Consider the following 22,078-nt stretch of genomic DNA (forward strand, 5'->3'; position numbering starts at 1 on the left):
ACGGCCGAACCCGTCCTTCGCGCGAGCCCCGCACCGTCGTCCGGTGCGGGGCTCGCGCCATGTACGGTCGGACGGACGGCTCCCCGGGGGAGTGGTGCGCCAAGACGGGGGAAGAGGACGGATCATGTCGCGAGTGCCAGGGTGGCTCGGCCGGCTCGGTGCCGGGCTGAGCGAGATGAGCGAGCGGTACAACGAACGCCGCGCCGAGGCCGAACGGGAGCGGGACGACGCCGACTCCCCGACGCTCGCCGACGAACACGTGCCGCCGCCCCCGGACTACGCACCCGACGTCCCCGCCCGCCCCGATCCCGCGCTGGCCGTGCCGTGGGGCGTGCGGGTCGCGGCCGAGGCGGGCTGGCGGCTCCTCGTCCTCGCGGGCACCCTGTGGGTGCTGATGCGCGTCATCAGCGCCGTCCAGCTCGTGGTGCTCTCGTTCGTCATCGCGCTGCTCATCACCGCGATGCTGCAGCCGACCGTGGCGCGGCTGCGGCACCACGGCGTGCCGCGCGGGCCGGCGACCGCCCTGACGGCCATCCTCGGCTTCGTCGTCATCGGCCTCATCGGCTGGTTCGTGACCTGGCAGGTCATGGAGAACATCGACGACCTCTCGAACCAGATCCAGGACGGCATCGACGAGTTGCGGAACTGGCTGCTGAACAGCCCCTTCCACGTCACCGACAAGCAGATCAACGAGATCGCCAAGAACCTGCGTGAGGCGGTCGGGGCCAACACCGACCAGATCACCTCGGCGGGCCTGGAAGGCGTGACCGTCGTCGTCGAAACGCTCACCGGGATCCTGCTGGCGGTCTTCTCCACCCTGTTCCTGCTCTACGACGGCAAGCGGATCTGGGAGTGGACGCTGAAGCTGGTCCCCGCGGCGGCGCGGCCGGGAGTGGCCGGGGCCGGTCCGGCGGCGTGGCGGACGCTGACGGCGTACGTGCGGGGCACGGTGATCGTCGCGCTGATCGACGCGATCTTCATCGGTCTCGGCATCTACTTCCTCGATGTGCCGATGGCCGTGCCGCTGGCGGTGTTCATCTTCCTGTTCGCGTTCATCCCGCTGGTGGGCGCGGTGGTGTCCGGGGCGCTGGCGGTCGTCGTCGCGCTGGTCACCCAGGGGGTGTTCACGGCGGTCATGACGCTGGTGGTGGTGCTCGCGGTGCAGCAGATCGAGGGGCACATCCTGCAGCCGTTCATCCTGGGGCGCGCCGTCCGGGTGCACCCGCTGGCGGTGGTGCTGGCGGTCGCGACGGGCGGGATGGTCGCCGGCATCGGGGGTGCGGTGGTCGCCGTGCCGCTGGTGGCGGTGACGAACACGGTCGCCGGGTATCTGCGGTCGTACTCGCAGAACTCGGCACTACGGCATTCGGTGCGCCCGCGCGGGGCCACGGCGGTGAGCGCGGAGCCCGGCCCCAAGACGCCGCCCCAGTAGCCGGGCGTCGAAACGCCGGCAGGGCCCCGTCCACCGGTCAGGTGGGCGGGGCCCTGTGATGCGAGGCGTGCGGCCGGGGTTTACTCGGTCAGGACCGCCTCGGCGTCCAGCGTGACGCCGACCGCCTGGATCACGGAGGCGATCTTGAAGGCCTCCTGGACGACCTCGCGGTCGAGGCCCGCCTTGCGCAGGACCTGCTCGTGGGAGTCCAGGCACATGCCGCAGCCGTTGATGGCGGAGACGGCGAAGGACCACAGCTCGAAGTCGACCTTGTCGACGCCCGGGTTGCCGATGACGTTCATCCGCAGACCCGCGCGCAGGGTGCCGTACTCGTGGTCCGACAGCAGGTGACGGGTGCGGTAGAAGACGTTGTTCATCGCCATCACCGCGGCGGCGGCCTTGGCGGCCGTGTACGCCTCCGGCGACAGGTTCGCCTTCGCCTCCGGCTCCAGCTCGCGCAGCACGATCGGGGAGCGCGAGGCGATGGCCGTCGACAGCACCGTGCCCCACAGCTGCTGGGCCGGCAGGTCGGAGTTGCCGATGACCGAGCCCAGGTTGAGCTTCAGGTCCTTGGCGTAGTCCGGTATGGCGGACTTCAGGGCGTCCAGCGACATGTCAGATCACTCCCCGGAGAGCAGCGCGACGGGGTCGAGGGTCTCGTCGCCCTTCGACCAGTTGCAGGGGCAGAGCTCGTCCGTCTGGAGCGCGTCCAGGACCCGGAGGACCTCCTTCGGGTTACGGCCGACGGAGCCCGCGGTCACCATGGAGAACTGGATCTCGTTGTTCTGGTCCACGATGAACACCGCGCGCTTGGCGAAGCCGTCCTCGCCCTCGATGCCGAGGTCGCGCATCAGCTCGTGCTTGGAGTCGGCCATCATCGGGAACGGCAGGTCGCGCAGGTCGTCGTGGTCCTTGCGCCAGGCGTGGTGGACGAACTCGGAGTCACCGGAGAAGCCGAGGACCTGCGCGTCGCGGTCCGCGAACTCCTCGTTCAGCTTGCCGAAGGCGGCGATCTCGGTCGGGCACACGAAGGTGAAGTCCTTGGGCCACGCGAAGATGACCTTCCACTGACCCTCGTAGGTCTTGTGGTCGATCTGCTGGAACTCCTTGCCCTTCTCCAGCGAGACGCAGGCGGTCAGGTCGAACTCGGGGAACTTGTCACCGACGGTGAGCACACACACTCCTTGTAGCGAAGAAACTCCCGGATCGCGGGGGTTTCCCATGGGTTGGACTGTGTTGATGTTGACACAGGCTCGATTGATTACAGAAATAGCTACACTCGGTCGGGTTGATCGGAGGTAGTTATCAGTGACTGTCGGTAATAAGCGCAGGCAGCCCAGCCTGGCCCAGTTTCGGGCGTTCGCCGCGGTGGCCGAACACCTTCATTTCCGTGACGCGGCAGCGGCGATCGGCATGAGCCAGCCCGCCCTCTCGGGGGCGGTGTCGGCCCTGGAGGAGACACTCGGAGTGACGCTCCTCGAGCGTACGACGCGCAAGGTGCTGCTCTCACCCGAGGGTGAGCGGATCGCCGCTCGGGCCAAGGCGGTTCTCGGGGAGGTGGAGGCGCTCATGGAGGAGGCCGAGGCGGTCCGGGCGCCCTTCACCGGGGCGCTGCGGCTCGGCGTGATCCCGACGGTCGCGCCCTATCTGCTGCCGACGGTCCTGCGCCTCGTCCACGAGCGGTATCCGCACCTCGACCTCCAGGTGCACGAGGAGCAGACCGCCAGCCTGCTCGACGGCCTCGCCCGCGGGCGGCTCGACCTGCTGCTGCTCGCCGTGCCGCTGGGCGTCCCGGGCGTCAGCGAACTGCCGCTGTTCGACGAGGACTTCGTGCTGGTCACGCCGCTGGACCACGGGCTCGGCGGGCGGGAGGGCATCCCGCGCCAGGCGCTGCGCGAGCTGAACCTGCTGCTGCTCGACGAGGGCCACTGCCTGCGCGACCAGGCCCTCGACATCTGCCGGGAGGCCGGCCGCGACGACGTACCGGTCACCACGACCGCCGCCGGCCTGTCCACGCTGGTGCAGCTCGTCGCGGGCGGGCTCGGCGTCACACTGCTGCCGCGCACCGCCCTGAAGGTCGAGACCTCCCGCAGCAACCAGCTCCTCACCGGGTACTTCGCCGACCCGGCCCCCACCCGCCGGATCGCACTGGCGATGCGGGTGGGGGCCGCGCGCGGCGCGGAGTACGAGGAACTGGCGGCCGCCCTGCGGCAGTCGCTGCGCCCGCTGCCCGTACGGGTCCTGGAGCAGGACACCTGACGACCCGTACGTCCGGCGCGTACCGCCGCTACTCGGTGCGCAGCCCGTTGGGCCGCATCAGCCTCAGCAGCAAAGGCAGGCTCAGCAGCGTCACCACGAGGACGACTCCGGCGCCGATGCCGGTCATCGACAGCACGCTCGGCCAGTCCACCCGGACCGCGGTGTTGGTCATCCGCAGCAGGACCGCGCCCAGGGCGATGCCCACCGTCGCGGCGAGCAGCAGGCCCAGCCCGATGGGGATCGCCGTCTGCCACAGCACCGACAGGCTGAGGGTGCGGCGCCTGGTGCCGAAGGCGACCAGGGACGACAGCAGCTTGCGGCGTTCGCGCAGCTGCTCCAGTTGCGAGACGAGCAGGCTCGCCCCGATCAGCGCCAGTACGCAGGCGGAGCCGACGGACAGGCCCGTGCGGATGGCGGCGTAACGGTCGTTGCTCTCGATGCTGCGCCAGGTCATGGGCTGGACCGCGGGGTCGAGCCGCGCGGCCGTGTTGCGCACCTGGTCGTAGGCGTCCGGCACCGAGAGGTCCAGGCTCAGGAAGAGCCGCGCGGACGTGAACGCCGCCAGCTTCTCGGGGAGCGCGCCGGGCGTGACCAGGATGCCGCCGCGCTCGTACCCCGTGGGGTCCTCGCGGGACTGGGCCTGGCGGATGTCCTGCGGCACGGTCCAGGAGACCGGGCGCTCGCCCGAGCGTGCGGTGTCGTCGTCCGGTTCGGGTGTCCACAGGGTCGTGCCGGGCTCGGCCAGGTGGTCGCTCGCGCTGTCGTACTCCGAGCCCTTGGCCGCGAAGACGTCCCCGTCGTGGCAGGAGGGGAGGGCAGCCACCTCCCGTAGTGACGCGCAGTCGGCCAGGGTGATCTGGACGGAGGAGTTCTCGCTGCCCCGGTCGAAGAGGTAGACGTCGGACAGTGCGGTGATCTTGCGCACGCCCTCGGTCTCGCGGTACGTGCCGATGATGGCCGAGAGGTCGGAGCCGCCCGGTACGTCGACGCTCATCTGGGCACGGGAGACGTCGTACTGCGACGCCCGGGTGTAGTTGCCGTCCACTCCGGCGAACAGCATCTGCAGGGCGATCGCCCCGGCCACCGCGACCGCGATGCCGTTGACCATCCGGGCCGCCGCTCCACTGCTCAACTGGAGGCGGCGAACGGCCAGTTGCCAGGCGACCCCGCCCGAGCCGAGCCGGGACACGACCGTCTCCACCACCCAGGGGAGCAGTGCCGTGACGCCGACCAGCAGGAGCATCACGCCGCCGACGACGAGGTACTGGTTGAAGTTCCCGCCGGCGTCGCCCTGCCCGATCATCGGGTAGAGCAGCGCGATGCCGCCCAGCGGCAGCAGCAGCCGCCACCACAGCCGGCGCCGTGAGGGCTTGGCCGTGCGCACCACGCCGAGGGGCTCGATGACCACCCCGCGCAGGGCGAGGATCGTCACCAGGACCGCCGCCGCCGGCACCGCCAGCGCGACCAGGACGGCCAGTACCGGAGAGGGGTTCAGATAGCTCGGGAACACGCTGACGTGGAACACCTCGGCGGAGGCGGCCAGTTCGCGCCCGAGCAGGAAGAACCCGGTGCCGAGGACGAGCCCCAGCACCGAACCGGCGAGCGCCTCGCCGGCGGCGATCCGCCGGGTCATCCGGCTGTCGGAGCCGACCAGGCGCAGTGCCGCCAGCCTGCGGTCACGCCGCTCGCCGCCGAACCGCACGGCCGCGGCGATGAACACGGCGACCGGCATCAGCAGCACCACGAAGACGACCAGGACCAGCAGGAGCAGCACCGGGTCCCAGGCGTCGGACGATCCCAGGTCCTCGTTGCCGAAGCGGTCGATCCGGGCGCCGCTCGCGGGGCCCTCCAGCAGCTCGGCCAGCCCCTTGCCGCCCGCGAAGTAGGCGAGTTCCTGCGAGCCGACCAGCCCCTGCTCGCCGATGGTGCCGGCGATGCGGTAGTCCAGCCGCTCCCGCAGCAGCCTGCCGTCGTCGGAGGCGAGCAGCTCCTTCAGCGCCGGGGAGACGACCATCTCGCCCGTCGCCGGGAACTGTGCGACCCCCGGCGGCAGCGGAGCCCGCGGACCCTCCGGCTCCAGCAGCCTGCCGCGCACGTCCAGGTCCCGGAACGTGGTGTCCGCGTCCACGACCATCAGCGTGTCGTCGGCCTTCGGTATCTCGCGCTGGCTGAACGTGTGGTCGCTGCGCGCCTGCTCGCGCCGGTCCCGTTCCGCCAGCGCGCCCGGGATGGCGGTGGTGAGCAGCAGCAGCGCCACCCCGAGCCCGACACCGACGGCCGTGAGCAGCGACCGTGTCCACCCCTCGCGCCCGCCGGCGAGGGCGAACCGGGCTCCCATGGCGAGGTCCCGGCTCCACTGCCCGATGCTCATACGACGCGCTCCATGTCGCGGGACCTGCCGTCCCGTACGACGATCTCGCGGTCGGAGTACGCGGCCACCCGCGCTTCGTGCGTGACGAGCACCACGGCCGCGCCGGCGGACCGGGCGGCGTCCGTCAGCAGCTCCATCACCCGCTCGCCGTTGTACGAGTCGAGCGCCCCGGTCGGCTCGTCGGCGAAGACGACCCGCGGGTCGGTCACCAGCGACCGCGCGACGGCGACCCGCTGACCCTGACCGCCGGACACCTCGCCGGGCCGCTTCTTGCGGAGGTCGTCGACCTCCAGCCGTTCCATCCAGGCCAGCGCGGCCCGCTCGGCCTCCTTGCGGGAGGAGCCGTTCAGCCGGAGCGGCAGCGCGACGTTCTCCACACAGGTCAGTTCCGGTACGAGCTGCCCGAACTGGAACACGAACCCGAACTCCGAGCGTCGCAGCGCACTGCGCTCGGCGTCGCTCATCGAGGTCACCTCGCGCCCGTTGTACGTGATCGAGCCCGAGTCGGGCATGACGATCCCGGCGAGGCAGTGCAGCAGCGTCGACTTGCCCGACCCGGACGGGCCCATCACGGCGACGACCTCGCCCGGGTGGATGGAGAACTCGGCGCCGTCGAGCGCGGCCGTCGGCCCGTAGGCCTTGCGCAGATCCTGGGCGGTGAGGAGCGAACCAGCGGGAATCGTCACCGGGTCACCGCCTCACGGAGCTTCTCCAGACGCGCCGCGGTCAGCTCCAGCCAGCGCAGGTCCGCCTCCAGGTGGAACAGCGCGTGGTCGCAGATGAGCTGGTCGGCCAGGTCGCCCTTGCGCTTGCGGTCGGTGAGGATCCGCATGCTGCGCAGGTGCTCCGAGCGCTGGGTGTCGAGGATGTCACCGGCGTCGCGGTGGGTGAGCAGCGCGAGGACGATCTTGGTGTAGAGGGTCGACTGGAGGTACGGCTCCGGCTTCTCGGGCGTGGCGAGCCAGCGCGCGACGTCGGTGATGCCGGCCTCGGTGATCGCGTACCGCTTGCGCTCGGGACCGCCGCCCGCCTCGATGCCGTCGACTTCGACGAGCCCGTTCTTCAGCAGCCGGGACATCGTCGAGTAGACCTGGCCGTAGTGGAGGGGCCGGTCATGACCGAACTTCTCGTCGAAGGCCCGCTTCAGGTCGTAACCGTGGCGCGGGCCGGACTCCAGGAGCCCCAGGAGAGTGTGACCGATGGACATGAGCAGGACTGTACATGGGGTGTATACGCGATGTGTATACGCCGGGTGTGCAGCTCATGGCGGGCGGTACGGCTGTGCAGGTCGGGACCGGTTGTCACGGTTCCGCAACAGCCGTGGAGCCCGTGCGCTCAGGGCGGGGGCGAACCGGGGGCGGACCCTCCGGAAGGGCCGGGAGGCCGCCCGCGCCGGGGCAGCGGTCCCGTGTCCCGCGGCAGGCGACCCGCCTCCGCCAGCGCCTTGCGCAACAGGAACTCGATCTGCGCGTTGGCCGACCGCAGTTCGTCCCCGGCCCACCGCGCGAGCGCCTCGTAGACCGCCGGGTCCAGCCGCAGCAGCACCTGCTTGCGCTGCTGCGGCCGGCGCTGCGGGCCCGGACCTTCGCCGGGGACCGTCACTGGTAGAGGGACCCGGTGTTGAGGACCGGCTGCGCGGCCCGGTCACCGCACAGCACCACCATCAGGTTGGAGACCATGGCCGCCTTCCGCTCGGAGTCCAGCTCCACGATGTCCCGCTCGGTGATCCGGGCGATCGCGGCCTCCACCATGCCCACCGCGCCGTCCACGATCTGCCGACGCGCCGCGACCACTGCTCCGGCCTGCTGCCGCTGGAGCATCGCCGAGGCGATCTCGGGGGCGTAGGCGAGGTGCGTGAAGCGGGACTCGATGATCTGCACCCCGGCCGCCTCCACGCGCGCGTGCAGTTCGACGGCGAGCTTCTCGGTGATCTCCTCGGCGTTGCCGCGCAGCGAGAGGCCGTCCTCCTCGTGGGCGTCGTAGGGGTACTCGATGGCGATGTGCCGCACGGCCGCCTCGGTCTGGGTGGAGACGAACTCGACGTAGTCGTCGACCTCGAAGGTGGCCTGGGCGGTGTCCTCGACGCGCCACACCACGACCGCGGCGAGCTCGATCGGGTTGCCGTAGGCGTCGTTGACCTTGAGGACGGCGGTCTCGTGGTTGCGCACGCGGGTCGAGATCTTCGTGCGGGAGGTGAAGGGGTTCACCCAGCGCAGGCCGTCCTGCCGGATCGTGCCGCGGTAGCGGCCGAAGAGCTGGACGACGCGGGCCTCGCCCGGCGCCACCATGTTCAGCCCGCACATGGCGAGGAACGCCGCGAGGGCGACCAGGATGCCGCCGATGATCAGCCCGGCCTTCGCGCCGGTCGCGTCCACCGAGGTGGCGGCCGCGATCATCCCGGCGCCGGCCAGCAGTCCGAGCAGTCCGAGCAGCAGGGCGAGTCCGCCGCCGATGCTGTGCGCGGTGAACTCCCGCACGCGTGGCTCCGGCATCTCCGGCACGTCGGCGGTGGCCTGCGTGTCGTGTGTGGACATGGGTGGTCCCCCGTTCTTCTGTCGAAGCCACTCCTGCATAGCTTCTGTCTATCTAAGTGTTATCACTTTTCCGGGCCCTGGCAACCCTGTGGGTGTCTCGTACGTCGGTTCCGTTGGGATGGGTGCTGATTGTCACGTCCGCAAAGGACCGGATCGGCAGCCCTATCTCTTATCTCCCGGTGTTAGCTTTCTGAGCTGACCTGAGCGGCGAACCTGTGTGACATGTGAGCACACATGAACGAAGCGGAGCAGATCGGACTCATGGGACGAGCGGAAGAAAGACGCGCCCGACAGCGCGGTGGGCGCCGGGCGGCACCCAAGAGCCACCGTTCGTCGGCCGCGGCCGGGAAGAGCGGCATACGCAGGCTCTTCACCTGGAAGAAGATCCTCGGCACCTTCCTCGGCCTGTGCCTGCTGGGCATGGGCGCCTTCATCGTGCTGTACATGGTGATCGACATCCCCGAGGGGAACGCCGACGCCAAGCGGCAGAGCAACATCTACAAGTACAGCGACGGTTCGATCATGGCCCGCGACGGCAAGGTCAACCGCGAGAACGTCGATCTGTCCCGCGTCCCGAAGGAGGTGCGGATGACGTTCGTCGCGGCCGAGAACAAGACCTTCTACAAGGACGTCGGCGTCGACTTCAAGGGCACCGCCCGGGGCCTGTTCAACACGGTCTCCGGCCGGGGCGCGCAGGGCGGTTCGACGATCACCCAGCAGTACGTCAAGAACTACTACCTGACGCAGGAACAGACCGTCTCGCGCAAGCTCAAGGAACTGGTCATCTCGCTGAAGCTGGACCGGGAGAAGTCCAAGGACTACATCCTCGCCGGCTACATCAACACCAGCTACTACGGCCGCAACGCCTACGGCATCCAGGCCGCCGCCCAGGCCTACTACGGCAAGGACGCCGAGAAGCTCACCGTCGCGCAGGGCGCCTACCTCGCCGCGCTGCTCCAGGCCCCCAGCCAGTACGACTGGGCCGTCGCCTCGGAGAACGGTAAGAAGCTGGTGAAGGCGCGCTGGAACTACGTCCTGGACAACATGGTCGAAGAGGGCTGGCTGAGCGCGTCCGAGCGGGCCGGGGCGAAGTTCCCGGTGCCCGAGGAGCCCAAGCCCGCCCCCGGCATGGAGGGCCAGAAGGGCTACCTGGTCAACGCGGCCAACTCGGCGCTGGAGAAGCAGCTCGTCGCCGACGGCACCGCCGACAGCGCCAAGGAGGCCGAGGCACTGGTCAACGCCGGCGGCTGGACCCTGACGCTCAACATCGACAAGAAGAAGCAGGCGGCGCTGGAGAAGTCCGTCCAGCGGCAGCTGAACAGCAAGCTCGACCCCGGCAAGCGCAAGGTCGACGGAGACGTCCAGGCCGGTGCCGCGTCCGTGAACCCCAAGACCGGCGCGGTGGTCGCGATGTACGGCGGCGAGGACTACTTCAAGCACTACATGAACAACGCGACCCGCGCCGACTACCAGCCCGCCTCCACCTTCAAGCCGGTCATCCTGGCCGCGGCCCTGGAGGCGCGGGCGAAGACGCAGAGCGGCAAGCCGATCACCGCGAACACGGTCTACGACGGCACCAGCAAGCGCCAGGTCGTGGAGAACGGCACCAAGGTCGGCTTCGCCCCCGAGAACGAGGACGACCGCGACTACGGCCCGATCTCCGTCCAGACGGCGATGAACAAGTCCGTCAACTCCGTCTTCGCGCAGATGGGCGTCGACGTCGGCATGTCCGAGGTGGTCAAGGTCGCCGGCAAGCTCGGCATGGACACCGAGAACATGGAGGCCGTGCCCGCGCAGACCCTGGGCAGCATGGGCGCGAGCCCCCTGCAGATGGCCGGTGTCTACGCGACCCTCGACAACCACGGCAAGAAGGTCACCCCGGCCCTCGTGAAGTCGGCGGAGCGCCTCAACCAGAACGTCACCATGCCCGACCCGGTCGGCGACCAGGTCATCAGCCGCGAGGCCGCCGACTCGGTCACCTCGGTGCTGACCGGCGTGGTCGACGACGGCACCGCCCAGACGTCCGTGGCCAACAACCCCCGCCGCAACGGCCAGCAGGTCGCGGGCAAGACGGGTACGTCCGACAACAACAAGTCGGCCTGGTTCACCGGCTACACGCCCGGCCTTGTCACCTCGGTCGGTCTGTTCGGCGAGGACGCCAAGACCCACGCCCAGGTCCCGATGTACAAGGCGGGCGGCGAGCCCCGCGTCAACGGCGGCGGGTTCCCGGCGCAGATCTGGGCGGCGTACACCTTCGGTGTGATGGGCGACGTCGACGAGTTCGACCTGGACACCCAGCAGGGCGCAGCCGTCCAGCCGACCTGGACGCCGACGCCCTCGCAGACGCCGACCGAGGAGCCGACCGAGGAGCCGACGACCGAGGAGCCGTCGTCGTCCCCGCCGCCGACGACGGAGAAGCCCTCGTCGTCTCCGCCGCCGTCCCCGTCTACGACACCGCCCACCCTCACCCCGCCGACGTCGCCGCAGACGACACCGCCGGGTGACGGAGGCGACCCGTTCGAGCCGGTCAGGCCGGGCGACGACGAGTAGCCGAACCAGAGACGCGCAAGGGCGCCCGGTGCACACCGGGCGCCCTTCGCCTCGTCCGTACGGCCTCGTCAGCCGCGGTTCAGCTCGAACCACACCACCTTGCCCGTGCTGAGCCGGGTCGCGCCCCAGCGCCGGGCCATCCGGTTCACCAGGTACAGCCCGCGCCCGCCCTCGTCGGTGGCGCGTGCCTGGCGCAGCCGCGGCAGCTGCGGCACGTCGTCGCCGACCTCGCAGCGCAGCACGTCCGTACGCAGCAGACGCAGCGTCACCGGCCGCGAGGCGTACCGCACGGCGTTGGTGACGACCTCACTGACGAGCAGCTCGACGGAGTCGCTGAGCTCCTCCAGGCCCCAGCGCTGCAACGCACGCCGGGCCAGCCGGCGGGCACGGCCCGGGGCGGCGTCCTCCGGCTCCAGGAACCAGTACGCCACGTCGCTGGGGGCGATCCCGTCGAAACGGGCGGCGAGCAGCGCGATGTCGTCGTCCCGGTCACCCGGGCCGAGCATGTCGAGCACCTCGTCGCACAGCGCTTCCAGGGGCGGCGGATGGTCCGGCCCGGTGAGCTGGGCGACCGCGGCGAGCTTCTCCCGCAGCTGCTCGATGCCGGTCCACACATCGCGCAGCCGCGACTCGACCAGGCCGTCGGTGTAGAGCAGCAGGGTCGCACCGGCGGGCGCGTCCAGCTCCACGGCCTCGAAGTCCACGCCGCCGACCCCGATCGGGGCACCGGCGGGCACGCGCAGCACCTCGGCCCGGCCGCCCAGGTGGAGCAGGACGGGCGGCGGATGACCGGCGTTGGCGATGGTGATGCGGTGCGACACCGGGTCGTACACGGCGTAGAGGCAGGTCGCCATGCGGTCCACGCCGAGGCGCTGGGCCTGTTCGTCGAGGTGGTGCAGGACCTCCTGCGGCGGCAGGTCGAGGCCGGCGAGGGTCTGGGCCGTGGTGCGCAGCTGGCCCATGATGGCGGCCGACGTCATGGAGTGGCCCATGACGTCACCGACGACCAGGGCGACCCGGCTGCCGGGCAGCGGGATCGCGTCGTACCAGTCGCCGCCGACCCGGGCCGTCTCGGCGGCCGGCAGATAGCGGGAGGCCAGCCGCACGCCCGTGGGGCGGGGCAGCGTCTCGGGCAGCATGGTGCGCTGCAGCTCGTCCGCGATGTAGGCCTCGCGGCCGTACAGCACGGCCTTGTCGATGCCGAGGGCGCTGTGCGTGGCGAGCTGGGCGGCCACCAGGAGGTCGTCGGCCTCGAACGCGATGCGTTCGGGGCGGCGCAGGAACAGAGCGGCACCGATGACCCGGCGCCGGCCGCGCAGCGGGGCGAGGATCGCGCGCTGTCCGTCCGGCACGGCGAACGCGCCGCCGTCACCCAGCAGCTCCGGCAGCGCGGCGCGGGCCGCGGGGGCGTCGGTGAAGACCGGGCGTACTCCGCGCAGCACCTCGGCGAGCGCGCTGCCGGGCCGCACCTCGCACAGCTCCGCCCCGACCGTGTCCAGCTCGTTCGGTTCGGGCTGCGCGGCCGGCTGGAAACCGTTCTCGGTGTCGCGCTCCGCCGGTATCCGGTCGGTGCGGCGCAGCCGCAGCACCAGCGGGCCGGTGGGCCGCTCGTCGCCGACGGGCAGCGGGTCGCGCAGATAGACCAGGATCGCGTCGGAGAAGGTGGGCACGGTCGCCCGGCACAGCCCCATCACGATCTCGTCGAGGTCGATGCCGCGGGCGATCCGCCTCGTCGCGGCCCCCACGAACCTCAGCCGGTCGCCGTCCCGCCGCATGGGCGTGGGCCGGCCGGGCGGCAGGCCCTGGCCGCTGCGGCGCTCCTGCCCGTCGGTGCTCATCCCGGGCCGGTCCTGTTCGTCCGCCGGCTGGACCGGAATGCCCTCGGGGGCGGGGCGCGGCCGAGGCGTGTCGCGCTCGGCGGTCTGCTCGGCACCCGGCTGGGCGTGCTCGAAGGCGGGGTCGCTCACGGTGTCCTTGCCCTTGCCGAACGGCGTGGAGGTGCCCGGCTCCGACGTGCCCGGCGTGCTGTGTGCCGTCGTGACCGGAACGGTGACATCGCCGCCGGGGCGGCCCTGTACCGGTAAGGCGCCGGCGCCGGGCGCACGCGCCGGTGTCGGGGTATGCACGAACGCCCCGCGGGGATCCACGGGGTCCACGCCCGCCTGGGGGCGTTCGAACGAGGTCGGCTGCTCCGTCACGCGTGTCGAATCCATCCGTCCGGGGCTGCGCGCCGCGCGCGCAGGTGGTCCCGCCGAAACTCCGATACCCGGATTACGTGCCCCAGGAACGGAATTCCCGCGTGGTCAGAGGTTGTTCCTGTGCCACCGGCGGACCGTCTGCGGCCCCCAGGGGCCGTCCGACGGCCCCTGGGGCCCGTGGCGCAGGCCCCGCCGGTGTTGCCCTCGTACCCCTCGCTCACGTCCTGCCGCCCCTCGGTGACGATCGGTCAAGCCCAGCGCGTGTTCGGGTAGTTGCCGCCGCGCGCCCTTGCGGAGGACGATCCTACGTTTCTTGCCCGGGGGCGCATCAAGGGTCTCATGAGGACACATGCGCGGACGTACGATCCCAGTCCTCCGGCAGTGACGGTACCGCCCAGGACGGATCCGGGCGCCAGTGCTGCCAGCCTTCCGAGAACGGCGGCCCCCAGGTGCGGATCACCTCCACCGCGTCCCGCCCCGCCGCCCGTACCCTTTCCGCCTGTCGATCGTCCATCAGCCCGTCCCGCCGGGCCTGGGCGAACTCGTCCTCGTCCCGCCAGTGCCACCTGCGGTCGGGATGGACGGAGATGTCCAGGAAGTGGTCGACGGAGTCGACGCCGCCCGCCCAACGGGTGAGCGGCTCCTCCAGGTTCACGTACCAGTTCTTGAACTGCCAGCCCGGCTCCCAGAACAGCCACACCGACCAGGGCTCGCCGGGCCGGGCCAGCTTCAGCACACCCGTGCCGAACCACCGGTCGCGCTGCACGGTCCGCGGTCGGGTGTAGCGCGACTCCAGCGGTTCCAGATGCACGGGCGTACCGTCGGCGAGCACGGGTTTCACACACTCGGTGCCGGGCGCCAGCCACACGGCGAGCAGGTCGGCGTCGTCCCGGACGACGGTCACGGGGCGTGCGATGTGCACATGCGTGCCGCCGTTCTCCCGGTACCGCCACAGGATCCGGCTCCCGGGCTCCCAGAAGCCTGCCGCACCACCCGTTTCCACGCGTCTCATCGCTCCACCGTCTGCCATGAACAGATATTAGGTGCCGTAGGCATACGACGCTGCGGCGCGTGTCACGGTTCACGCGCCGGGCACACGAACGCGTCCCTTCGTCACGGGTGTGTCATCCGCAGGACATCCAGGGCCTCGTCGAGCTGCTCCGCGGTCAGATCGCCGCGTTCCACGTATCCGCCGGCCAGCACGACCTGACGGATCGTCTTCCGCTCGGCCAGGGCCTTCTTGGCGACCTTCGCGGCCTCCTCGTAGCCGATGTACTTGTTGAGCGGCGTGACGACAGAGGGGGACGACTCGGCGTACTCCCGCGCCCGCTCGCGGTTCGCGGTGATGCCGTCGACGGTCCGGTCGGCGAGCAGCCGGGTCACGTTGGCGAGCAGCCGGACCGACTCCAGCACGTTCTTCGCGATGACGGGCAGCATCACGTTGAGCTCGAAGTTCCCGGCGGCGCCCGCCGCGGCGACGGTGGCGTCGTTGCCGACGACCTGGGCGGCGACCATCAGCACGGCCTCCGGGATGACCGGGTTCACCTTGCCCGGCATGATCGACGAGCCGGGCTGGAGGTCGGGCAGGGCGATCTCGGCCAGGCCCGTGCGCGGCCCGGAGGACATCCAGCGCAGGTCGTTGGCGATCTTCGTCAGCCCGACCGCGATGGTGCGCAGCTGCCCGCTGGTCTCGACGATGCCGTCCCGGGCGCCCTGCGCCTCGAAGTGGTTCCGCGCCTCGGTGAGGGGCAGCCCGGTCGTGCGGGCGACCTCCTCGATCACGGCGGCGGAGAAGCCGGGCGGGGTGTTGATGCCGGTGCCGACGGCCGTGCCGCCGAGGGGCAGTTCGGCGAGCCGGGGGAGGGAGGCCTCGAGCCGCTCGATGCCGTACCGCACCTGGGCGGCGTACCCGCCGAACTCCTGGCCCAGCGTCACCGGCGTGGCGTCCATGAGGTGCGTCCGGCCGGACTTCACGACGTCGGCGAACTCCGCTGCCTTGCGCTCCAGCGAGGCGGCGAGGTGCGCCAGCGCCGGGACGAGGTCGCGCGTCACGGCGGCCGTGGCGGCGATGTGGATCGAGGAGGGGAAGACGTCGTTGGACGACTGGGAGGCGTTGACGTGGTCGTTCGGGTGCACGCCGCTGCCCAGGCGCTCGCTCGCGAGGGTGGCGATGACCTCGTTGGTGTTCATGTTGGACGAGGTGCCGGACCCGGTCTGGAACACGTCGACCGGGAAGTGCTCGTCCCACTTCCCCTCGGCGACCTCCCCGGCGGCCTCCTGGATCGCCCCGGCGATGTCCTTGTCCAGGACCCCCAGCTCGGCGTTGACCTTGGCCGCCGCCCCCTTGATCCGGGCCAGCGCCTCGATGTGCGCGCGCTCGATGCGCTGCCCGGAGACGGGGAAGTTCTCCACGGCCCGCTGGGTCTGCGCCCGCCACTTGGCGTGCGCGGGCACCCGCACCTCGCCCATGGAGTCGTGCTCGGTGCGGTACTCGGTCCTGTCCTGCTCGTCGGTCATCGACGATCACCTCCACGTGTCACAGCGTCCGCGCCGCGACCACTGTTCCCCGTGGAGGCGAATCATCACCGCCGTCGCCAGGCGAGTACGGGACCGAGTACCGGAATGGAGGTGAACGTAGGGGCCGGCGCCAAGCCCGTGAGGCGTTCGAGGATGAGGCCCATCAGGGGCCGATGGCGGACCTGGGGCCTCCGGCCCCTGGGAACGGGGCCGAAGGGGCGGCAGTCCCTGGGGATGGGATGGGACGGGATAGGACGGGATGGGATGGGACGGGTAGGGGCGGCGGGGGCGAAATCCCTCTCCCGCCGCCCCGAGGTACTACGCCAGCCCGGGGCCCCGCACCGGGATCGAGGTGAAGGTCGGCGCCGGCGCCGGGTCCTGGAAGAAGTCGTTGCCCTTGTCGTCGACCACGATGAAGGCCGGGAAGTCCTCCACCTCGATCTTCCACACGGCCTCCATGCCGAGCTCCTCGTACTCGACGACCTCGACCTTCTTGATGCAGTCCTGGGCGAGGCGGGCGGCCGGGCCGCCGATGGAGCCGAGGTAGAAGCCGCCGTGGGCGTCGCACGCGGCCGTGACCTGCTTGCTGCGGTTGCCCTTGGCCAGCATCACCTTGGAGCCGCCCGCCGCCTGGAACTGCTCCACGTAGGAGTCCATCCGGCCGGCCGTGGTCGGGCCGAAGGAGCCCGACGCGTAGCCCTCGGGCGTCTTGGCCGGACCGGCGTAGTACACCGGGTGGTCCTTCAGGTACTGCGGCATCTCCTCGCCCGCGTCCAGCCGCTCCTTGATCTTGGCGTGCGCGATGTCGCGGGCCACGACCAGCGGGCCGGTGAGGGACAGGCGGGTCTTCACCGGGTACTTGGTGAGCTCGGCGAGGATCGTGTCCATCGGCTGGTTGAGGTCGATCTTGACCACGTCGGAGGACTCGTCGAGGTGCTCGTCGGTCGTCTCCGGCAGGAAGCGCGCCGGGTCCGTCTCCAGCTGCTCCAGGAAGACGCCCTCGGCGGTGATCTTCGCGACGGCCTGGCGGTCGGCGGAGCAGGACACGGCGATGGCGACCGGGCAGGACGCGCCGTGCCGCGGCAGGCGCACCACGCGCACGTCGTGGCAGAAGTACTTGCCGCCGAACTGCGCGCCGATGCCGATCTTCTGCGTCAGCTCGAAGACCTTCTCCTCCAGCTCCTTGTCCCGGAACCCGTGCCCGAGCTCGGAACCCTCGGCCGGGATCTCGTCCAGGTAGTGCGCGGAGGCGTACTTGGCGGTCTTCAGCGCGTACTCGGCGGACGTGCCGCCGACCACGATCGCCAGGTGGTACGGCGGGCAGGCCGCCGTCCCCAGCGAACGGATCTTCTCCTCCAGGAACTTCATCATGGAGGACTCGTTCAGGACGGCCTTCGTCTCCTGGTACAGGAACGACTTGTTGGCCGAGCCGCCGCCCTTCGCCATGAAGAGGAACTTGTAGGCGCCGCCGTCGGCCGCGTACAGCTCGATCTGCGCGGGCAGGTTGGAGCCGGTGTTCTTCTCGTCCCACATGGTGAGCGGGGCCATCTGCGAGTAGCGCAGGTTCAGGTTCTTGTACGCGTCGTAGACGCCGCGGCTCAGGGCCTCCTCGTCACCGCCCCGCGTCAGCACGTTCTGCCCGCGCTTGCCCATCACGATCGCGGTTCCGGTGTCCTGGCACATCGGCAGCACGCCGGCAGCGGCGATGTTCGCGTTCTTCAGCAGGTCCAGCGCCACGAACTTGTCGTTGGACGACGCCTCGGGGTCGTCGATGATGCGGCGCAGCTGCGCGAGGTGGGCCGGGCGCAGGTAGTGCTGGATGTCGTGGATGGCCTCCTCGGCGAGCTTGCGCAGCGCCTCCGGCTCCACCTGGAGGAAGGTCCGCCCGTCCGGCCCCTCGACCGTGGAGACACCCTCGGAGGTCACCAGCCGGTACGGGGTGGTGTCCTCTCCCTGGGGGAGCAGATCGGTGTACGCGAACTCAGGCATCTCGCCCATTCCTCACTCGACAGACGCGGCCCGCCTCCGTTGGCGGGCGCCAACCAGCGTAGAACCTGCCGCTGACGGCGAGCTTGTGAGGTAAGGCTCAGTTCGTCACACTCGGCCGCGAACCAGGGGTGTCGCGATCTATCGTGTTTCGGTACGCTGCTGCCGTGGACCTCTCGAAGCAGGACCTTCAGAAGCAGGAGCCCGCCGGCGCCGCGCTCCGCGCCTCCGATGCAGCGCTCCGCGCCTCCGACGCCGAGCGCGACCGCATCGCCGACATCCTGCACGACGCCCTGGCCGAGGGCCGCCTCACCGCGGACGAGCATGCCGAGCGCGTCGAGGGGGTGCTGCGCGCCAAGACCGTCGGCGAGCTGGAGGTCTTCATCCGGGATCTGCCCGCGGCCCACCGCCAGGGTCCCGGCCCCGTCCACGCCCCGGCCCCCCTGCGCCCCACGGCCGGCGCCATCCCGATCGACGCGGACGACAACGTGGTCGCGGTCTTCAGCAGCGCCGTCCGCAAGGGCCGCTGGCGCGCGGGCCGCCGGATCCACGCGTACGCGATCTTCGGCAGTGTCGAGATAGACCTCAGCGAGGCCCTCTTCGACCACCAGCAGGTCGTCGTCAAGTCGTTCGCGATCTTCGGCAACGTCGACATCCGCGTCCCGGAGAACGTGTCGCTGCGCGGCACGGGAGGCGGCGTCCTCGGCAGCTTCGAGGTGGCCACCCTCGACTCGGGCGAACCGCAGGCCCCCATCGTCTACGTCGACGGCTGGGCCGTCCTCGGCAGCGTCGAGGCGCGGCCGAAGCGGGGCAAGGTCGTGGCGGACATCCTGGACCGGGTGCACCGCAAGGTCGACAGGAGTTTGCGCAGACACCTGGGGCATTGACAGTCGCGAATCCCCCGGATCCGGCGGTTCGGAACTCAGTGCATAGGCGCGCGCACAGCGGGTAGGCCTTGCTGCATCGTCTCTCGCTCGCGAAGCCGTCGTCAGGAGTAGACCGTGCTGCAACCGCCGCATTCGTCCGTGCAGGTAGCTGCCGTTCCGGCCCCGCGGGTGCCAGCGCGAGACAGGGACCAAGACGCCCCGTGGCACACCGAGGCGGTGTGCCGGCGTGACGAGGCCGGACTGTTCTTCGCCCCCTCCAAGGAGCCGACCGCCGCGCGGCTGTCCCGGGAGGAGGCCGCGAAACGGGTCTGTGCCCGCTGCCCGGTGATGGTCGAGTGCCGCGAACACGCCCTGCTCCAGCCCGAGCCCTACGGCGTCTGGGGCGGCCTCACCGCCGCCGAGCGCCGCGTGGTCCTGGCCCGGCGCCGCCGCCGCGACATGGAGCTGAAGAAGACGGCCCGCCCGGCGGACCAGATAGCGGCGGCAGGCTGACGGCCCAGCACTGCGCAACGAGCACCACCGAGCGCGCCACGAAAGGGCGTCCCCACCGCACCGGGGACGCCCTTTCGTGGCGCCGGCGCCCCGCTCGGGTGCCGGCCTGCTTCGCCCGGGGGCTACTTGCCCTTGTCGAAGTCGATCGCGCTGTAGGCACGCAGCTTGCTCAGGCGGTGCTCGGAGGAGATCCGGCGGACCGTGCCCGACCGCGACCGCATCACGATCGAGTCGGTCGTGGCGGTCTCCGCCCGGTAGCGAACCCCCCGCAGCAGCTCCCCGTCGGTGATGCCCGTGGCCACGAAGAACACGTTCTCGCCGGTGACGAGGTCCTCGGTCGTCAGCACGCGGTCGAGGTCGTGCCCCGCGTCGATCGCCCGCTGCCGCTCCTCGTCGTCCTTGGGCCACAGCTTGCCCTGGATGGTGCCGCCCAGGCACTTCACGGCGCATGCCGAGATGATGCCCTCCGGCGTACCGCCGATGCCGAGCAGCAGGTCGACACCCGTGCCCTCGCGCAGCGCCAGGATCGAGCCGGCCACGTCGCCGTCGGAGATGAGCCTGATGCGCGCCCCGGTCTCCCGGATCTCCTTGATGATGCCCTCGTGCCGCGGCCGGTCGAGGATCACCACCGTCACGTCCTCCGGCGCCGACCGCTTCGCCTTGGCGACCCGGCGGATGTTCACCGACACCGGGGCGTTGATGTCGACGAAGTCGGCCGCCTCCGGCCCGGTGACGAGCTTGTCCATGTAGAAGACGGCGGACGGGTCGAACATGGACCCGCGCTCGGCGGCGGCCAGCACCGCGATCGCGTTCGTCATGCCCTTCGCCGTCAGCGTGGTGCCGTCGATCGGGTCGACGGCGATGTCGCACTCGGGCCCGGTGCCGTCGCCCACGCGCTCCCCGTTGAACAGCATCGGGGCTTCGTCCTTCTCGCCCTCGCCGATGACGACGACGCCGTTCATCGAGACGGTGGAGACGAGGGTGCGCATGGCGCGCACCGCGGCACCGTCGGCGCCGTTCTTGTCACCCCGCCCGACCCAACGGCCCGCGGCCATCGCCGCCGCCTCGGTGACCCGGACGAGCTCCAGGGCGAGGTTGCGGTCGGGGGCCTCGGAGGGCACATCGAGTTCGGACGGCAAGTGATGGTGCTCGGTCATCGGAGCGCACCTTTCTGTACGACGACGGCCGGATGAGGGTGTGTCGCCCGAATATATCTCCGAACCCGCAAAATGAGCAGGGGCCCCCACGGATGAGCGCGGCAGGGACCTGCGACGATAGGGGGCGTGGCAGGCGAGAACGGCAAGCAGAAGACGGCGCGGGACATGGTCCTCTCCATGGGAGTCATCATCCTCGTAGCGGGCTTCGTGTACCTCTTCATCCCGCACGACGACAGTGCGCCCGACGTGAAGGCCGTCGACTACCGCGTCGAACTGCTCACGGCACGCCGCGCGGCCTCCTACCCCGTGGCCGCGCCCCAGGGCCTGTCCGAGGCATGGAAGGCCACCTCCGTCCGCTTCCGGGGTGACAAGTTCGACGCCTGGCACCTCGGCTTCCACGATCCCGAGGGGGAGTACGTGGCGGTCGAACAGTCCACTCAGCGGCGGCCCGTCTTCCTCGACGAGGCGACGCAGGGTGCTCAGAAGACCGGGAGGACCGAGAAGATCGGCGACGGCACCTGGACCCGCTACGAGGGCGGCCGGTACGACGCGCTGGTCCTGGAGGGCACCAAGGGCTCGACGACGGTCGTGACGGGCACCGCGTCGTTCGCACAGCTGGCGAAGATGGCCGAGGCGCTGCAGACGAAGTGAACACACGCGAGGAAGGCCCCCGGTGCCGGGGGCCTTCCAAATGTGCGCGGGGGCGGCTCAGACCGTCGTGATGACCTGGTCGAACTCCAGGCGCGGGGAGCGCGGGTGCCAGGCGTCCGGGCCGGGGCGGCCGATGTTGACGACCATCAGCGGGGTGTGGTCGTCGTCCAGGAACTCCTTGCGGACGCCCTCGAAGTCGAAGCCGGTCATCGGGCCGGCGGCGAGACCGGCGGCACGGACACCGACAATGAAGTACGCGGCCTGGAGGGCGGCGTTCAGCGCGGCGGCGTTCTCGCGGACCGGGCGCTCGGTGAAGAAGACGTCCTTGATCTGCGGGGCGGCCGGGAACAGCTGCGGCAGCTCCTCGTGGAACTCGTTGTCCGCGGAGAGGATCGCCACCAGCGGGGCGCTCGCCGTCTTGGGCCGGTTGCCCTCGGCCATGTGCGCCACCAGGCGCTCGCGGGCCTCGGGGGAGCGGACCAGGGTGATGCGCAGCGGGGTCTGGTTGAAGGCGGTCGGGCCGTACTTGACCAGGTCGTAGATCGCCTGCACCTGCTCGTCGGTCACCGGCTCGTCGGTGAAGGTGTTGGCGGATCGGGCCTCGCGGAACAGCAGGTCCTGGGCGGCGGGGTCAAGAACGAGAGACATGAATGCACTTTCTCGCGACGGTCGGTCCGGAAGATCGGCTGACGTCTTCGACCGTACGCGAATGAAGTTCAACGTTCAATCAAGCTCGGGGTGTGGTGATTCGCTTCACAGCGGGCTTCCGTGGATCACACAGGGTGCGCCGGAGGGCTACTCGGCGTCCCCGTCCCCCGCGGCCTCCTCCGCCAGCGCCGCGTCCAGCCGCGCCCGGGCCCCGTCCAGCCAGCGCCGGCACACCTTGGCGAGCTCCTCGCCGCGCTCCCAGAGCGCGAGGGACTCCTCCAGCGTCGTACCGCCCGCCTCCAGGCGCCGGACGACCTCGATCAGCTCGTCCCGCGCCTGCTCGTACCCGAGCGCCTCGCCGGTGCCCGGTGTCTCATCAACCTCGCTGGTCATCCA

General features: G+C 70.7%; 20 protein-coding genes. 6 read left to right on the plus strand and 14 right to left on the minus strand.

What is annotated here, in order from left to right; translation table 11 throughout:
- The first annotated feature begins 124 nt into the window (after positions 1 to 124).
- Positions 125 to 1,432, plus strand: coding sequence for an AI-2E family transporter (locus HDC93_RS22305; protein ID WP_185012627.1), 1,308 nt, complete (start codon positions 125 to 127; stop codon positions 1,430 to 1,432).
- An 80-nt stretch (positions 1,433 to 1,512) separates the two neighbouring features.
- On the opposite strand, the gene HDC93_RS22310 is transcribed toward HDC93_RS22305, so the two are convergent.
- Positions 1,513 to 2,046: an alkyl hydroperoxide reductase gene (locus tag HDC93_RS22310; RefSeq protein ID WP_185012628.1), complete on the minus strand. Its 534-nt coding sequence runs from the start codon at positions 2,044 to 2,046 to the stop codon at positions 1,513 to 1,515.
- A 6-nt stretch (positions 2,047 to 2,052) separates the two neighbouring features.
- Positions 2,053 to 2,607, minus strand: coding sequence for a peroxiredoxin (locus HDC93_RS22315; RefSeq protein ID WP_030842656.1), 555 nt, complete (start codon positions 2,605 to 2,607; stop codon positions 2,053 to 2,055).
- Positions 2,608 to 2,740: 133 nt separating this feature from the next.
- Between HDC93_RS22315 and HDC93_RS22320 the strand changes: the two genes are divergently transcribed.
- A complete protein-coding gene (locus tag HDC93_RS22320) occupies positions 2,741 to 3,691 on the plus strand; it encodes a LysR substrate-binding domain-containing protein (protein ID WP_185012629.1) in 951 nt (316 codons plus the stop codon).
- A 28-nt stretch (positions 3,692 to 3,719) separates the two neighbouring features.
- Here HDC93_RS22320 and HDC93_RS22325 read toward each other — a convergent pair whose 3' ends face one another.
- The 5 genes from HDC93_RS22325 to HDC93_RS22345 form a co-directional block, all read right to left on the minus strand.
- Positions 3,720 to 6,062, minus strand: coding sequence for an ABC transporter permease (locus tag HDC93_RS22325; protein ID WP_185012630.1), 2,343 nt, complete (start codon positions 6,060 to 6,062; stop codon positions 3,720 to 3,722).
- Positions 6,059 to 6,748 carry an ABC transporter ATP-binding protein gene (locus tag HDC93_RS22330; RefSeq protein ID WP_185012631.1) on the minus strand — a complete coding sequence of 230 codons (690 nt, stop codon included), beginning with the start codon at positions 6,746 to 6,748 and terminating at the stop codon, positions 6,059 to 6,061. The genes HDC93_RS22325 and HDC93_RS22330 overlap by 4 nt, the downstream gene beginning before the upstream one ends.
- Positions 6,745 to 7,269: a PadR family transcriptional regulator gene (locus HDC93_RS22335; protein WP_031103036.1), complete on the minus strand. Its 525-nt coding sequence runs from the start codon at positions 7,267 to 7,269 to the stop codon at positions 6,745 to 6,747. The genes HDC93_RS22330 and HDC93_RS22335 overlap by 4 nt, the downstream gene beginning before the upstream one ends.
- A 128-nt stretch (positions 7,270 to 7,397) precedes the next feature.
- Positions 7,398 to 7,664: a hypothetical protein gene (locus HDC93_RS22340; RefSeq protein ID WP_185012632.1), complete on the minus strand. Its 267-nt coding sequence runs from the start codon at positions 7,662 to 7,664 to the stop codon at positions 7,398 to 7,400.
- The gene (locus tag HDC93_RS22345) at positions 7,661 to 8,596 is read right to left on the minus strand and encodes an SPFH domain-containing protein (RefSeq protein WP_185012633.1); all 936 of its coding nucleotides are present in this window, start codon (positions 8,594 to 8,596) and stop codon (positions 7,661 to 7,663) included. The genes HDC93_RS22340 and HDC93_RS22345 overlap by 4 nt, the downstream gene beginning before the upstream one ends.
- 261 nt (positions 8,597 to 8,857) lie before the next feature.
- On the opposite strand from HDC93_RS22345, the gene HDC93_RS22350 reads away from it, so the two are divergent.
- A complete protein-coding gene (locus HDC93_RS22350; RefSeq protein WP_185012634.1) occupies positions 8,858 to 11,146 on the plus strand; it encodes a transglycosylase domain-containing protein in 2,289 nt (762 codons plus the stop codon).
- Positions 11,147 to 11,214: 68 nt separating this feature from the next.
- Here HDC93_RS22350 and HDC93_RS22355 read toward each other — a convergent pair whose 3' ends face one another.
- From HDC93_RS22355 to HDC93_RS22370, 4 genes are all read right to left on the minus strand, one after another.
- A complete protein-coding gene (locus HDC93_RS22355) occupies positions 11,215 to 13,359 on the minus strand; it encodes a SpoIIE family protein phosphatase (RefSeq protein ID WP_185012635.1) in 2,145 nt (714 codons plus the stop codon).
- Positions 13,360 to 13,681: 322 nt separating this feature from the next.
- Positions 13,682 to 14,374, minus strand: coding sequence for a DUF402 domain-containing protein (locus tag HDC93_RS22360; RefSeq protein ID WP_185012636.1), 693 nt, complete (start codon positions 14,372 to 14,374; stop codon positions 13,682 to 13,684).
- An 83-nt stretch (positions 14,375 to 14,457) separates the two neighbouring features.
- Positions 14,458 to 15,861, minus strand: coding sequence for an aspartate ammonia-lyase (locus HDC93_RS22365; RefSeq protein WP_185012637.1), 1,404 nt, complete (start codon positions 15,859 to 15,861; stop codon positions 14,458 to 14,460).
- Positions 15,862 to 16,179: 318 nt separating this feature from the next.
- Entirely contained in the window at positions 16,180 to 17,850 is a 1,671-nt protein-coding gene (locus HDC93_RS22370) for a fumarate hydratase (protein WP_185012638.1), read from the minus strand.
- Between the two features lie 164 nt (positions 17,851 to 18,014).
- Between HDC93_RS22370 and HDC93_RS22375 the strand changes: the two genes are divergently transcribed.
- Both HDC93_RS22375 and HDC93_RS22380 read left to right on the plus strand, forming a co-directional pair.
- Complete coding sequence (locus tag HDC93_RS22375) at positions 18,015 to 18,734, plus strand: DUF1707 domain-containing protein (protein WP_185012639.1); 720 nt, start codon at positions 18,015 to 18,017, stop codon at positions 18,732 to 18,734.
- A 114-nt stretch (positions 18,735 to 18,848) separates the two neighbouring features.
- The gene (locus HDC93_RS22380; RefSeq protein WP_097219911.1) at positions 18,849 to 19,226 is read left to right on the plus strand and encodes a WhiB family transcriptional regulator; all 378 of its coding nucleotides are present in this window, start codon (positions 18,849 to 18,851) and stop codon (positions 19,224 to 19,226) included.
- 122 nt (positions 19,227 to 19,348) lie between these two features.
- Here HDC93_RS22380 and glpX read toward each other — a convergent pair whose 3' ends face one another.
- Positions 19,349 to 20,383, minus strand: coding sequence for a class II fructose-bisphosphatase (glpX, locus tag HDC93_RS22385; RefSeq protein WP_030842703.1), 1,035 nt, complete (start codon positions 20,381 to 20,383; stop codon positions 19,349 to 19,351).
- 126 nt (positions 20,384 to 20,509) lie between these two features.
- On the opposite strand from glpX, the gene HDC93_RS22390 reads away from it, so the two are divergent.
- The gene (locus HDC93_RS22390) at positions 20,510 to 21,034 is read left to right on the plus strand and encodes a DUF4245 domain-containing protein (protein WP_185012640.1); all 525 of its coding nucleotides are present in this window, start codon (positions 20,510 to 20,512) and stop codon (positions 21,032 to 21,034) included.
- Between the two features lie 57 nt (positions 21,035 to 21,091).
- On the opposite strand, the gene HDC93_RS22395 is transcribed toward HDC93_RS22390, so the two are convergent.
- Positions 21,092 to 21,682, minus strand: a complete 591-nt coding sequence (locus HDC93_RS22395; RefSeq protein ID WP_185012641.1) for a malonic semialdehyde reductase — start codon at positions 21,680 to 21,682, stop codon at positions 21,092 to 21,094.
- Positions 21,683 to 21,829: 147 nt separating this feature from the next.
- Entirely contained in the window at positions 21,830 to 22,075 is a 246-nt protein-coding gene (locus HDC93_RS22400) for an exodeoxyribonuclease VII small subunit (protein WP_185012642.1), read from the minus strand.
- Between the last annotated feature and the right edge of the window lie 3 nt (positions 22,076 to 22,078).

The organism is Streptomyces sp. AK010 (assembly GCF_014207295.1).
Lineage (GTDB): Bacteria > Actinomycetota > Actinomycetes > Streptomycetales > Streptomycetaceae > Streptomyces > Streptomyces massasporeus.

Bases quoted from the DNA above. Each gene is read 5' to 3' on its own strand.
- HDC93_RS22305 (WP_185012627.1), top strand. From the start codon at position 125: ATGTCGCGAGTGCCAGGGTGGCTCGGCCGGCTCGGTGCCGGGCTGAGC.
- HDC93_RS22310 (WP_185012628.1), bottom strand. From the start codon at position 2,046: ATGTCGCTGGACGCCCTGAAGTCCGCCATACCGGACTACGCCAAGGAC.
- HDC93_RS22325 (WP_185012630.1), bottom strand. From the start codon at position 6,062: ATGAGCATCGGGCAGTGGAGCCGGGACCTCGCCATGGGAGCCCGGTTC.
- HDC93_RS22335 (WP_031103036.1), bottom strand. From the start codon at position 7,269: ATGTCCATCGGTCACACTCTCCTGGGGCTCCTGGAGTCCGGCCCGCGC.
- HDC93_RS22345 (WP_185012633.1), bottom strand. From the start codon at position 8,596: ATGTCCACACACGACACGCAGGCCACCGCCGACGTGCCGGAGATGCCG.
- HDC93_RS22350 (WP_185012634.1), top strand. From the start codon at position 8,858: ATGGGACGAGCGGAAGAAAGACGCGCCCGACAGCGCGGTGGGCGCCGG.
- HDC93_RS22355 (WP_185012635.1), bottom strand. From the start codon at position 13,359: ATGGATTCGACACGCGTGACGGAGCAGCCGACCTCGTTCGAACGCCCC.
- HDC93_RS22360 (WP_185012636.1), bottom strand. From the start codon at position 14,374: ATGGCAGACGGTGGAGCGATGAGACGCGTGGAAACGGGTGGTGCGGCA.
- HDC93_RS22365 (WP_185012637.1), bottom strand. From the start codon at position 15,861: ATGACCGACGAGCAGGACAGGACCGAGTACCGCACCGAGCACGACTCC.
- HDC93_RS22370 (WP_185012638.1), bottom strand. From the start codon at position 17,850: ATGCCTGAGTTCGCGTACACCGATCTGCTCCCCCAGGGAGAGGACACC.
- glpX (WP_030842703.1), bottom strand. From the start codon at position 20,383: ATGACCGAGCACCATCACTTGCCGTCCGAACTCGATGTGCCCTCCGAG.
- HDC93_RS22395 (WP_185012641.1), bottom strand. From the start codon at position 21,682: ATGTCTCTCGTTCTTGACCCCGCCGCCCAGGACCTGCTGTTCCGCGAG.
- HDC93_RS22400 (WP_185012642.1), bottom strand. From the start codon at position 22,075: ATGACCAGCGAGGTTGATGAGACACCGGGCACCGGCGAGGCGCTCGGG.